We start from the raw sequence: 13228 nt of genomic DNA, 5'->3' as shown, positions 1-13228 counted from the left end.
TGCGAATATGTTGCGTATCCTGCTGATCAATGACACCGCGAAAAAAGTCGGGCGTCTGAAAGCGGCCCTGACCGAAGCCGGGTTCGAAGTCATCGACGAGTCCGGCCTGACCATTGACCTGCCCGCGCGCGTCGAAACGGTGCGTCCGGACGTGATTCTGATCGATACCGAGTCACCGAGCCGCGATGTGATGGAACAAGTGGTGCTGGTTACTCGCGACCAACCACGGCCAATCGTGATGTTCACCGACGAGCACGATCCCGGCGTGATGCGCCAGGCGATCAAGTCCGGCGTCAGTGCCTACATCGTCGAAGGCATTCACGCACAACGCTTGCAGCCGATTCTCGACGTGGCCATGGCTCGCTTTGAAAGCGATCAGGCCCTGCGCGCGCAACTGCACGCCCGCGACCAGCAACTGGCCGAGCGCAAGCGCATCGAGCTGGCCAAGGGGCTGCTGATGAAGATGAAGGACTGCAACGAAGAAGAGGCCTACACCCTGATGCGCCGCCAGGCCATGAGCCGCCAGCAGAAGCTGATACAGGTGGCAGAGCAAATCATTGCCATGAGTGAGTTGCTTGGCTGAAGGACGCTATCGCGGGCAAGCCTCGCTCCTACAAGTGCAAGCACAATACCTGTAGGAGCAAGGCTTGCCCGCGAAGGCCGCGACTCGGTTTCCCTTGTTGGCACAGATCTCGCTAAGTAATCCCTGCAAGGTAACCAACGGCGGTTGCCCCACCTACGACAAAGACGTCGCTCACCTCATTCGCCCCCTTTTGCGAATCAGGTAGCGGCGTTTTTCCGTTTTGGCCCCAGAGACCGGGGCTGGTGGTGCGGCCGTTGCGGCGCCCCACCTGCAAGCTCATGACTCCTTCTTGATACGCCTGACAGCTGAGGTGCGCGATGAATTCAAGCTTCTGGAAATCCGGCCATACCCCGACACTGTTCGCAGCCTTCCTCTATTTCGATCTGAGCTTCATGGTCTGGTACCTGCTCGGCCCCCTGGCGGTGCAGATCGCCGCTGACCTGCACCTGACCACCCAACAGCGCGGGCTGGTGGTGGCCACGCCGATTCTGGCCGGTGCCGTACTGCGCTTTGCGATGGGCCTGCTGGCTGATCGCCTGTCGCCAAAAACCGCCGGGATCATCGGCCAGATAATCGTCATCAGCGCCCTGCTCGTTGCCTGGAAAGTCGGCATCCACAGTTACGAGCAGGCGCTGTTGCTGGGCCTGTTCCTCGGCATGGCCGGTGCGTCCTTCGCCGTCGCCCTGCCGCTGGCCTCGCAATGGTATCCGCCGCAGCACCAAGGCAAAGCCATGGGCATCGCCGGTGCCGGTAACTCGGGCACCGTGCTGGCCGCCCTGATCGCTCCGGTGCTGGCCGCCGCGTATGGCTGGAGCAACGTGTTCGGCTTCGCCCTGATTCCGTTGATCCTGACCCTGATCGTCTTCGCCTGGCTGGCCAAGAACGCCCCTGAGCGGCCGAAAGCCAAGTCCATGGCCGACTACCTCAAGGCCCTGGGTGACCGCGACAGCTGGTGGTTCATGTTTTTCTACAGCGTGACCTTCGGCGGCTTCATCGGCCTGGCCAGCGCCCTGCCCGGCTACTTCAATGACCAGTACGGCCTGAGCCCGGTCACTGCCGGTTACTACACCGCTGCTTGCGTGTTCGGTGGCAGCCTGATGCGTCCGCTGGGCGGCGCGCTGGCGGATCGCTTCGGCGGGATTCGCACCCTGTTGGCGATGTACACCGTGGCAGCGATCTGCATTGCGACCGTGGGTTTCAATCTGCCGAGTTCCTACGCAGCGTTGGCCCTTTTCGTCTGCACTATGCTCGGTTTAGGTGCAGGTAACGGTGCCGTATTCCAGTTGGTCCCACAGCGTTTTCGTCGGGAGATCGGTGTGATGACCGGTTTGATCGGCATGGCCGGTGGCATCGGTGGCTTCGCACTGGCGGCCGGCATGGGCGCAATCAAGCAAAGTACCGGCAGCTATCAAATGGCGTTGTGGTTGTTCGCCAGCCTCGGCGTACTCGCCTGGTTCGGTCTGCACGGGGTGAAACGTCGCTGGAGAACCACTTGGGGTTCGGCAGCCGTCACCGCTGCTCGGGTGTGAGGATTGAATGAGCCTGCAACTGAGTTTTGCCGAAGCCAGCGCCATCGGCCCTCGCGAAGAGAACCAGGACGCTCTGCGCCTGGTTACTCCGGCCCCGGCACTGGCGGCGAGCAAGGGTTACCTGTTCGCCATCGCCGACGGCGTCAGCCAATGCGCCGATGGCGGGCTCGCGGCCCGTTCGACCTTGCAGGCCCTGGCGCTGGACTACTACGCCACCCCGGAAACCTGGGGTGTCGCCCAGGCACTCGATCGCCTGCTACTGGCGCAAAACCGCTGGTTGCAGGCCAACGGCGGCGGGCAACCGCTGCTGACCACGGTCAGTGCCCTGGTGATGCGCGGCAGACGTTTCACCCTGGCGCATGTCGGCGATTGCCGGGTGTACCGCTGGCACGCCGACACCTTGCAACGGGTGAGCGAAGATCACGTCTGGGACCAGCCGGGCATGCAGCATGTGCTCAAGCGGGCCCTGGGGCTGGATCAACATCTGGTGCTGGATTTTCTGGATGGCGAATTGCGCCTGAACGAGAGTTTCGTGCTGCTCAGCGACGGCATCTGGGCCGTGCTGGGCGACACCGCCATCGCGGCGATTCTGCGCGATCAGCCTGACCTCAACAGTGCCGCGCAGACCCTGGTCAGCGCCGCGCACCTGGCCGGCAGCCAGGACAATGCCAGCGCCCTGCTGGTGCGGGTCGATGCCCTTGGCGAAACCAGCATCGGCGATGCACTGATTCATCTGCAGCAATGGCCACTCCCGCCTGCACTGAAACCGGGCCAGACCTTCGAAGGCTGGCAGGTCGAAGGGATTCTCGGCCAGAGCCAGCAATCGCTGCTCTACCGGGTGCGCGATGCACAACAACAGCGCTGGTTGCTGAAAACCTTGCCCGGTGCTCTACGTGACGATCACCAGGCCGGGCAGGCATTGTTGTCGGAGGAATGGTTTCTCAAGCGTGTAGCCGGTCGACACTTCCCTGAAGTCCATGCCGCCAGTCAGCGTCAGCATTTGTACTACGTGATGCGTGAATACTCCGGGTCGACCCTGGCTGAGTTGCATGAACGCGTCACATCGCTGCCCCTGGCGCAATGGCAGGACTTGGCCGAACGCTTGTTGCGGGCTGTCGGCATCCTGCATCGACGGCAGATCCTGCATCGCGATATCAAACCGGAAAACCTGCTGCTGGGGGACGACGGCGAGTTGCGTCTGCTGGATTTCGGCCTCGCCTACTGTCCGGGGCTGTCCGAAGATCAAGCCTTCGCCCTGCCCGGAACGCCCAGCTATATCGCGCCGGAAGCCTTTCGCGGCGACCCGCCGACACCACAACAGGATTTGTATGCAGTCGGCGTGACCTTGTATTACCTGCTCACCGGGCATTATCCCTACGGCGAAATCGAAGCATTCCAGCGTCCACGGTTTGGTGTGCCGGTCAGCGCCAGTCGCTACCGACCCGACCTGCCGGAATGGATCGCGCAGAGTCTGGAGCGCGCGGTGGCGGTAGCCCCGGATCAGCGCTTTGAAACGGCAGAAGAATGGTTGCTGGTGTTGGAACAAGGGGAACGACGCAGTTTGAGCGTGCGCCCCAGACCGTTGCTGGAGCGCGAACCGTTGAAGGTCTGGCGGACGTTGGCACTGGTGTCGTTGCTGGTGAATCTGGTGCTGCTGTTTTTGTTGTTTCATGGCTAACACCAATCCTTGTAGCAGCTGGCGAAGCCTGCGTTCGGCTGCGAAGCAGTCGTAAATCCTGCATGCACGATGTACCTGTCACACCGCAGTGCCTGAAATCGCGACTACTTCGCGGCCGAACGCAGGCTTCGCCAGCTGCTACAGAGACCGCGCCAATTGCGGGCAACATGCATTGTTTCGGTGCACAAACATCCCAATCAAATACCGAGACCGCGACCAACCCCAGCAAATTCTGGCGTCTGAAGAACTTGGCACAACCACTGCATTACCTTTCCCAACAGACATAAAGCCCGGCCTTCAACGTAGAAGGCTGCGCTGCCCGAGAGAACGGGACAAGGACAAAGGCGTCCTCGCTAGTTAGCTAGCGGGACGCCTTTTTTTGTTTGCGCAAAATTTTGTCGAGCAAGGCCTGAATGCCCTGATGAGGCAGGCCCGAGCTCCCCGGAGAACCTGATGAAAAAACTAAAACTGGTGATGATCGGCAACGGCATGGCCGGGGTTCGTACCCTGGAAGAACTGCTCAAGCTGAGTAATGAGCTGTACGACATCACGGTCTTCGGCGCCGAACCGCATACCAACTACAACCGCATCCTGCTGTCCCCCGTACTGGCCGGCGAACAGACGTTCGAAGAGATCGTGCTCAACGATCTGGACTGGTACCTGGAAAACAACATCAAGCTGCTGCTTAACCGCAAAGTGGTGGAGATCGACCGGGTCAAACGCCGGGTCATCGCCGAAGACGGCACAGAGGCCGAATACGACCGCCTGCTGATTGCCACCGGCTCGACCCCGTTCATCCTGCCGATCCCCGGCAATACCTTGCAGGGCGTGATCGGCTACCGCGACATCGCCGACACCCAGGTGATGATCGACACCGCCAAGACCCACAAGCACGCCGTGGTCATCGGTGGCGGCCTGCTGGGCCTTGAAGCCGCCAACGGCCTGATGCTGCGGGGCATGCACGTCACCGTGGTGCACATCGGCGAATGGCTGCTGGAGCGCCAACTGGACAAAACCAGCGGCCAACTCCTGCAAACCGCCCTGGAAGCCCGTGGCCTGCATTTCCGCCTGTGCGAACAGACCCAGGCCCTGCACGACGCCGGCAATGGCCGGGTCGGCTCGGTGCAGTTCAAGAACGGCGACATTATCCCAGCCGATCTGGTGGTGATGGCCGCCGGCATTCGCCCCAACACCGAACTGGCGGAAAAAGCCGGCATCCCTTGCAGCCGCGGGATTCTGGTCAACGACACGATGCAAACCTACGACCCTCGGGTGTACGCCATCGGTGAATGCGCCAGCCACCGCGGCACCGCCTACGGCCTGGTCGCACCGCTGTTCGAACAAGCCAAGGTGTGCGCCAACCACCTCGCCCAACTGGGCTTCGCCACTTACAAGGGCTCGGTGACGTCGACCAAATTGAAAGTCACCGGCATCGACCTGTTCTCCGCCGGCGACTTCATGGGTGGCGAAGGCACCGAGACCATCACCCTCTCCGACCCGATTGGCGGGGTGTACAAAAAACTGGTGATCAAGGATGACGTGCTGGTCGGCGCCTGTCTGTACGGCGATACGGCAGACGGTGGCTGGTATTTCCGGCAGATCCGTGAGAACCATGCCATCGGCGAGATCCGCGATCACCTGATGTTTGGCGAAAATGCTTTAGGCGATGTAGGACATCAAGGCCAGGACAAAGCCATGAGCATGGCCGACACCGCCGAAGTCTGCGGCTGTAACGGCGTGTGCAAAGGCACCATCGTCAAAGCCATTCAGGAACACGGGCTGTTCAGCGTCGACGACGTGAAGAAACACACCAAGGCCGCCAGCTCCTGCGGCTCTTGTGCCGGCCTCGTCGAACAGATCCTGATCAACACCGTGGGCGGTGCGGCAGACGTCAAACCGAAAAGCGAAAAAGCCATCTGCGGGTGCAGCGACCTCAACCACGGGCAAATCCGCCAGGCCATCCGCGACCAGCATCTGCTGACCATCGCCGGCACCATGAGCTACCTGAACTGGCGCACGCCGAACGGCTGCGCCACCTGCCGCCCGGCGCTCAACTACTACCTGATTTCCACCTGGCCCGGCGAAGCCAAGGACGATCCGCAATCGCGCCTGATCAACGAACGCGCCCACGCCAACATTCAGAAAGACGGCACTTACTCTGTCGTCCCGCGGATGTGGGGCGGTGTGACCAATCCTTCAGAACTGCGGCGCATCGCCGACGTGGCCGACAAGTACAACGTGCCGATGGTCAAGGTCACCGGCGGCCAACGCATCGACTTGCTGGGGATCAAAAAGCAAGACTTGCCGGGCGTCTGGAAAGACCTGGACATGCCGTCCGGCCACGCCTACGGCAAATCCATCCGCACCGTGAAAACCTGTGTCGGCAGTGAGTTCTGCCGCTTCGGCACCCAGAATTCCACGCAACTGGGCATCGAGCTCGAACATGACCTGTTCAACATGTGGTCGCCACACAAAGTGAAACTGGCTGTCTCCGGTTGCCCACGCAACTGCTCGGAAGCGGGGATCAAGGACGTCGGAATTATCGGCGTGGATTCCGGCTGGGAGATGTACATCGGTGGCAACGGCGGGATCAAGACCGAAGTCGCTGAATTCTTCGTCAAGTTGAAAACCGCTGAAGAGGTGCGCGAATACAACGGCGCTTTCCTGCAGCTGTACCGTGAAGAAGCCTTCTACCTCGAGCGCACCGTGCATTACCTGCAACGAGTCGGCATGGAACACATCAAGAAAGCCGTGCTGGAAGACCCGGTACGGCGCAAGGCACTCAACGAACGCCTGCAATTCTCCCTGTCGTTCGAACAGGACCCGTGGAAAGAACGCCTCGAGCAACCACTGCTGAAAAAAGAATTCGAAGTCATTCCCGTGAAGAACCTGGAGGTGTCGGTATGAACTGGCTGGATATCTGCGCACTGGAAGAGATCAACACCCTTGGCTCGCGGATCGTCGCCGGCCCGAAAGGCGACATTGCGATTTTTCGTACGAGCGACGATGAGGTTTTCGCCCTCGACGACCGCTGCCCGCATAAGGGCGGGCCGCTGTCCCAGGGTTTGATCTACGGCAAACGGGTCGCCTGCCCGCTGCACAACTGGCAGATCGACCTGGAAACCGGCGAAGCCCAGGCTCCCGATATCGGCTGCGCCCACCATCATTCGGCACGGGTCGAAAATGGCCGGGTGTTGCTGGCTCTGCGGGAAGCAAGCTGATGGACCGCCAAATCACCGCCTCCACCTGCTGCTACTGCGGGGTCGGCTGCGGCGTGCTGATCGAGCATGACGGCGAGCGCATTCTCGGCGTCAGCGGCGATCCGGCGCACCCGGCCAACTTCGGCAAATTGTGCAGTAAAGGTTCGACCTTGCATTTGACCGGCGACCTGACCGCGCGGGCCTTGTACCCGCAACTGCGCCTGGGCAAAGGACTGGCTCGCAGCCGCACAGATTGGGACAGCGCACTCGATCACGCCGCCAGTGTCTTCGCCAAGACCATCGCCGAACACGGCCCGGACAGCGTCGCGTTCTATATCTCCGGGCAATTGCTGACCGAGGATTACTACGCCTTCAACAAACTGGCGCGGGCGCTGGTGGGCACCAACAACATCGACAGCAATTCACGGCTGTGCATGTCTTCAGCGGTGGTCGGCTACAAGCGCAGCCTCGGCGCCGATGCTCCGCCCTGCAACTACGAAGACCTGGAACTGAGCGACTGCGTGATGATCGTCGGCAGCAACATGGCCTACGCCCACCCGATCCTGTTTCGTCGCCTGGAAGAAGCCAAATCCCATCGTCCGCAGATGAAAGTCATCGTCATCGACCCACGGCGCACTGACACCTGCGATCTGGCTGACCTGCACCTGGCGATTCTGCCCGGTACCGATGTCGCGTTGTTCCATGGGATTTTGCACTTGCTGCTGTGGGAAGACTGGATCGACCGCGACTTCATCAAGGCCCACACCGAAGGCCTGGCCGAGCTGAAAAAGCTGGTGCGCGACTACACCCCGACAATGGTTTCGCAACTCTGTGGCATCAGCGTCGAGCAACTGCACCAATGCGCGGAATGGGTCGGCACGTCACCGAGCTTTCTGTCGCTGTGGTGCATGGGGCTGAATCAGTCCACCGCCGGCAGCGCGAAGAACAGCGCGCTGATCAACCTGCACTTGGCTACCGGGCAAATCGGCCGGCCCGGTGCAGGACCTTTCTCGCTGACCGGTCAGCCCAATGCCATGGGCGGCCGGGAAACCGGCAGCTTGTCGAATCTGCTGCCAGGCCATCGCGAAGCGGCCAATGCCGAGCACCGCGCGCAAGTGGCCGCCTACTGGGGCGTCGATCAACTGCCCGAAAACACCGGGCTCACGGCCATCGAACTGTTCGAGCAGATGCGCAGCGGCAAGATCAAAGCCCTGTGGATTGCCTGCACCAACCCTGCCCAGTCGCTGCCGGACCAGACCACTGTGCGCGAGGCACTGCAAGCCTGCCCGTTCGTGGTGTTGCAGGAAGCCTTCCACACCACCGAAACCGCCGCATTCGCCGACCTGTTGCTGCCCGCCGCCAGTTGGGGTGAAAAGGACGGCACGGTTACCAACTCCGAGCGACGCATTTCCCACGTCCGCCGAGCCATCGGCGCCCCCGGTGAAGCACGGCCCGATTGGGCGATCACGGTGGATTTCGCACAGCGCCTGGAAAAACACCTGCGTCCCGGAGCCTCCAGCCTGTTTGCCTTTGAAACCCCGGCACAGGTCTTCGACGAATACAAACAACTGACTCGCGGCCGCGACCTCGACCTGTCCGGGATCAGTCATGAGTTGATCGACCAGCTCGGACCGCAGCAATGGCCCTTCCCCGCCGGAGCCCGCGAAGGCACCGCGCGGTTGTACCTTGACGGGGTATTCCCGACCGCCAGCGGGCGTGCGCAGTTCGTGACCGACCCCTATCGCGCCGCCAAGGAACAACGCGATGCGCGTTTCCCGCTGACCTTGATCACCGGCCGCCTGCGCGATCAATGGCACGGCATGAGCCGCACCGGCACCGCCGCGCAGCTGTTCGGCCATGTCAGCGAAGCCGTGTTGAGCCTGCACCCGGATGAACTGCGTCGGCATCGCCTGCAACCTGGCGACCTGATCAATCTGAAAAGTCGCCGGGGCGCGGTGATCCTGCCGGTCAGCAGCGACGACAGCGTACGTCCGGGCCAGGCTTTCCTGCCGATGCATTGGGGCGACCGCTTTCTCAAGGGCGGTGTGAATACCCTCACCCTTCCCGCCTTCGATCCGTTGTCGAAGCAACCGGAACTCAAACACAGCGGTGTGCGGCTCGAGCCTGTGCATTTGCCCTGGCAGCTTTTCGCCCTGATCGAAGGCGATGTTCAACAGCACCTGGAGACGTTGCGACCACTCTGCGAGGCGTTTTCCTACGCCAGCCTCAGCTTGGCCGGCCGTGAGCGTCCCGCGCTGCTGATACGCGCCGCCAGCGCCACCGCGCCAGATCCACAGTTGTTGCGTGATATCGATCAATGCCTGGGGCTCAACGACGGCCCGGTATTGGCCTATGACGATCCCCGGCGCTCGATCGGTAAACGGGTGCGTATCGAGAACGGCCGGATCACCGCGATTCGCCTGGCCGGTGAAACACTCGCCCAGCATTGGCTGCAAAGCCTGTGGCTCGAAGGTCGCGCCGACGAACAACTGCGCCGTTGGCTGCTGGCACCGTTGAGTGCGCCACCAGGCAACGCTGGCGCCCCTGCATCCGGCAGCAAAACCCTGTGCAACTGCATGAACGTCAGCCAGAACGCAATCTGTGCCGGAATCAGCCGTGGCCTGGACTTGCAAGGTTTGAAACAAGAATTGGGCTGCGGCACGCAATGCGGCTCCTGCGTCCCGGAAATCAAGCGTTTACTGGCCGCCACTGCGCAGCCAGTCGCCGTCACCTCGTGAGGAAAACACTATGAGCGCAAAAGTCTGGCTGGTGGGTGCGGGTCCCGGCGATCCGGAATTGCTGACCCTCAAGGCGGTTCGTGCGTTGCGCGAAGCGGACGTGGTGTTGATCGACGATCTGGTCAATCCTGCGGTACTGGAGCATTGCCCGAATGCGCGAATTATTCCCGTGGGCAAGCGCGGCGGCTGTCGCTCCACGCCTCAAGCCTTCATTCATCGCCTGATGCTGCGTTATACCCGCCACGGCAAATGCGTGGTGCGGCTCAAGGGTGGCGATCCGTGCATCTTCGGACGCGGCGGTGAAGAGGCGCAGTGGTTACGTGAACGAGGGGTCGAGGTTGAATTGGTCAATGGCATCACCGCTGGCCTTGCCGGCGCGACCCAATGTGATATTCCACTGACGCTGCGGGGTGTCGCCCGTGGCGTGACACTGGTCACGGCGCACACTCAGGATGACAGCAGCCTGAACTGGCAGGCCCTGGCTCAAGGCGGCACCACGTTGGTGGTCTATATGGGTGTCGCAAAACTGAGCGAGATTCGTGAGCAACTGCTGGCCGGTGGAATGGCCGCCGATACGCCCGTGGCGATGATCGAAAACGCTTCGCTGCCGCACCAACGGGAATGCCGGAGCGACCTGACAGCAATGGAAGAGGATGCCCTCAGCTTTCAGTTGAAGAGCCCGGCGATCCTGGTGATCGGTGCCGTGGCAGCCTGCGCAACTTCATCGATGTGGGAGCGCGACTTGCCCGCGATGGTGGCCGATCAATCAGCCTGAACCCTACCTATTACTCCCTCTTCACCAAATCGCAGACAAAGAAAAGCCCGGCCTAAGCCGGGCTTTTCTTGAGCTGCGAGCTAATTACTTAGCTTGAGCTTCAACCTTCGCTTCTACGCGACGGTTTACAGCGCGACCAGCTTCAGTGGCGTTGTCAGCAACTGGGCGGGATTCGCCGTAGCCAACAGACTGAACGCGGGACGGCGAAACACCGTACTGGTTGGTCAGAACTTGCTTAACGGCGTTTGCACGACGCTCGGACAGTTTCTGGTTGTAAGCGTCAGGACCGACGGAGTCAGTGTGACCTTCAACAACAGTAGTGGTGGATGGGTACTGCTTCATGAAGTCAGCCAGGTTTTTGATGTCGCCGTAGCTGTTAGGCTTGACTACCGACTTGTTGAAGTCGAATTTCACGTCCAGCTCAACACGAACAACTTCAGCAACTGCTGGGCAGCCATCAGCGTCAACAGTTACGTTGGCTGGGGTGTCTGGGCACTTGTCAACGTTGTCGCAAACGCCATCGTTGTCGCTGTCGGAGCAAACTTCAGCCGGTGCTGGAACTGGAGCAGCAGCAGGCTTGGAGCCGCCACCGAAGTTCACACCGATACCGACGCTAGGAGCCCACTCGGTGTCGCCCTGGTCGATGTTGTACTGAGCTTCAACGCCAGCACGGGCGTAGAAGTTTTCAGTGAAGTACAGCTTGGCACCGCCGCCAACGTTGGCGAAAGTGGAGCGGTTACGACCCGAACCGTTCTGGCCAATGCTCTGGTCCGAGAAACCGGCAGAAACGTATGGACGGATCATGTCGCCTGGGTTGTTGAAGTGGTACAGAGCGTCCAGAGCGGTATCAGCGCCCTTTACGTTGCGACCATCATCTGCACGTACGTTGTGTACTTCGTCGTAGGCCAGACGCAGTTCTACGTCGTCGGTCAGGAAGTAACCAACCGAGCCGCCGAACAGGTTGCCGTTGTTCTTGAAGTTACGATCGCTGTCGTACTGTTCTTTCTTGGCGAAGCCTTCGATTTCAACTGCGCCTTGGCCTTGTGCCAGCGCGCCGAACGAAGTAGCGGCAATAAGAGAACCAATGGCCAAGCCCAAGGTGTTTTTCAGTTTCATCCGTTAAATCCCCATCTGGTGATTGTGAAGCAGTCCCGCAAACCGGGGGACAACTCGGCGGCAAGTCTATCAGAACTTGCCTACACGTAAGAGATATTTGCGCCAAACTAAGTTTCGGCAATGCCTGCAAATTTCTCACGCAATTTGTCTAGAGCGCGTTTGTACCGCATTTTTGTTGCACTCAAACCCATGTGCATGATGTCTGCGATCTCCTGAAACTCCAGCTCTGCGACAAAACGTAGCACCAGAATTTCACGGTCAATCGGGTTCACATACACCAGCCAGCGATCAAGTCCGCCCTTCTCCTCGGGTTTCGGCGCCTTTTCTTCAGACGCTTCCTCGAGGGGGTCCAGACTCAAAGCGTCCATCAAGCGACGCTTACGCCGTTCCTTCCGATACTGCGTGATGCACTCGTTGTACGTAATGCTGTAGAGCCACGTCTTGAACTTCGATTTGCCCTCGAAGTTCTTCAGGCCGTACAGCACCTTCAACATCACTTCCTGACAGACATCGTCTGCATCACGATCGTTCCCCAGGTACCGTGCACAAACGTTAAATAATGTTCGCTGGTAACGCCGCATCAGTTCTTCATAGGCGCGCGTTACGTGAAACAGCTCGGTATGCGAGCGCGCGACCAACTCCTCATCAGAGAGCTCGCGGGGGTCGTAGCGCGTGGAGAGCGATTGAGCTTTATTCAAAACAAGTCGGGCCGACAGTCAGGTCAATGTCCGCCGCTGCCCTTCAGGGCAATTTGCGGCGGCATACATTAGCAGGATTTGCCGGGTTAGCGGCTACTCACATGCTGCTCCAGGAGAATCCGATTCGAGAGAGAGACTAGCTCACCCTCGTCGGTCAGCACCGTGGTTTTCACCGTGCCGATCTCTTCGATCTGCCCTTCGACCTCGCCAACACGCACTTGTTGCCCAACCTGATACAACTCACGCACATAGATTCCCGCAAGAATCTGACCGGCAATTTCCCGGCTTCCCAACCCCATGGCCAGCGCAACCGCCAGACCAACGGTAATCAAAACGATCACAATCACGTGGTTGAGCAGGTCTGTCTTGACCTCCAACTGGCTGATCGCAACCGAAATACTGATGATGATCACCAGGCCCTGGGCAATCCGCCCCAGGCCCGCGGCGTAATCCAGCCCTACACCTTCTGCCGCGCCACGTACCAGCCCATTGGCCAGTTGCGCCAGCAAGACACCCACCAGCAGCACCAGCGCCGCGCCGAATACTTTCGGAACATACAGCGCCAGCATGTCCAGCGTAGCCGAAACTCGTTCAAGTCCAAGGGATTCTGCGGCAGAAACGAGAAAAATCAGCAGGACGAACCAGTAGACAATTTTGCCGATCAGCGTCGAAATAGGCACCTGGAGGCCGGCGCGGGACAGCAATTTGGTCAGTCCGGTGCCACCCATCAGGCGATCAAGGCCCAATTTGGCGAGCAATTTTGAGAGCAGCGTGTCCAGCAGCTTGGCCACGACAAAACCCAGCAGCAGCACAACCAGTGCGCCAAACAGGTTCGGAATGAAGTTCGCAACTTTGGTCCACAACGCAGTCATTGCAGTGACGAGGCTCTGAGTCCAGAGATCAAGTTCCAT

At 60.3% G+C, this 13228-nt stretch carries 10 protein-coding genes; 7 read left to right on the top strand and 3 right to left on the bottom strand.

Annotated elements, in window-relative coordinates:
• The first annotated feature begins 7 nt into the window (after positions 1 to 7).
• The 7 genes from ACEN8R_RS04680 to cobA all read left to right on the top strand — a co-directional run bounded on the left by ACEN8R_RS04680 (position 8) and on the right by cobA (position 10503).
• Positions 8 to 583 (top strand): ANTAR domain-containing response regulator, encoded by a 576-nt coding sequence (locus ACEN8R_RS04680; protein ID WP_018925269.1) that lies wholly within the window; start codon positions 8 to 10, stop codon positions 581 to 583.
• A gap of 317 nt (positions 584 to 900) precedes the next feature.
• Positions 901 to 2112 carry a nitrate/nitrite transporter gene (locus ACEN8R_RS04675; protein WP_018925267.1) on the top strand — a complete coding sequence of 404 codons (1212 nt, stop codon included), beginning with the start codon at positions 901 to 903 and terminating at the stop codon, positions 2110 to 2112.
• Positions 2113 to 2119: 7 nt separating this feature from the next.
• On the top strand, positions 2120 to 3790 hold the full coding sequence (locus tag ACEN8R_RS04670; RefSeq protein ID WP_018925266.1) for a bifunctional protein-serine/threonine kinase/phosphatase: 1671 nt from the start codon (positions 2120 to 2122) through the stop codon (positions 3788 to 3790).
• A gap of 453 nt (positions 3791 to 4243) precedes the next feature.
• Positions 4244 to 6697, top strand: coding sequence for a nitrite reductase large subunit NirB (gene nirB / locus ACEN8R_RS04665; protein WP_007940642.1), 2454 nt, complete (start codon positions 4244 to 4246; stop codon positions 6695 to 6697).
• On the top strand, positions 6694 to 7011 hold the full coding sequence (nirD, locus tag ACEN8R_RS04660; RefSeq protein WP_018925265.1) for a nitrite reductase small subunit NirD: 318 nt from the start codon (positions 6694 to 6696) through the stop codon (positions 7009 to 7011). The genes nirB and nirD overlap by 4 nt, the downstream gene beginning before the upstream one ends.
• Complete coding sequence (locus tag ACEN8R_RS04655) at positions 7011 to 9728, top strand: nitrate reductase (RefSeq protein WP_018925264.1); 2718 nt, start codon at positions 7011 to 7013, stop codon at positions 9726 to 9728. Before nirD ends, ACEN8R_RS04655 begins: the two co-directional genes overlap by 1 nt.
• A gap of 10 nt (positions 9729 to 9738) precedes the next feature.
• On the top strand, positions 9739 to 10503 hold the full coding sequence (gene cobA, locus ACEN8R_RS04650) for a uroporphyrinogen-III C-methyltransferase (RefSeq protein ID WP_018925263.1): 765 nt from the start codon (positions 9739 to 9741) through the stop codon (positions 10501 to 10503).
• 84 nt (positions 10504 to 10587) lie between these two features.
• On the opposite strand, the gene ACEN8R_RS04645 is transcribed toward cobA, so the two are convergent.
• The 3 genes from ACEN8R_RS04645 to ACEN8R_RS04635 form a co-directional block, all read right to left on the bottom strand.
• The gene (locus tag ACEN8R_RS04645) at positions 10588 to 11619 is read right to left on the bottom strand and encodes an OmpA family protein (protein WP_018925262.1); all 1032 of its coding nucleotides are present in this window, start codon (positions 11617 to 11619) and stop codon (positions 10588 to 10590) included.
• Positions 11620 to 11726: 107 nt separating this feature from the next.
• Positions 11727 to 12317: an RNA polymerase sigma factor SigX gene (gene sigX, locus ACEN8R_RS04640; protein ID WP_017337463.1), complete on the bottom strand. Its 591-nt coding sequence runs from the start codon at positions 12315 to 12317 to the stop codon at positions 11727 to 11729.
• Positions 12318 to 12403: 86 nt separating this feature from the next.
• On the bottom strand, positions 12404 to 13228 hold the full coding sequence (locus tag ACEN8R_RS04635; protein ID WP_007940637.1) for a mechanosensitive ion channel family protein: 825 nt from the start codon (positions 13226 to 13228) through the stop codon (positions 12404 to 12406).

The organism is Pseudomonas sp. Pseusp15 (assembly GCF_059492165.1).
The sequence above is the reverse complement of the archived record's forward strand: the minus strand, read 5'-3'. Positions and strand labels throughout refer to the sequence as shown.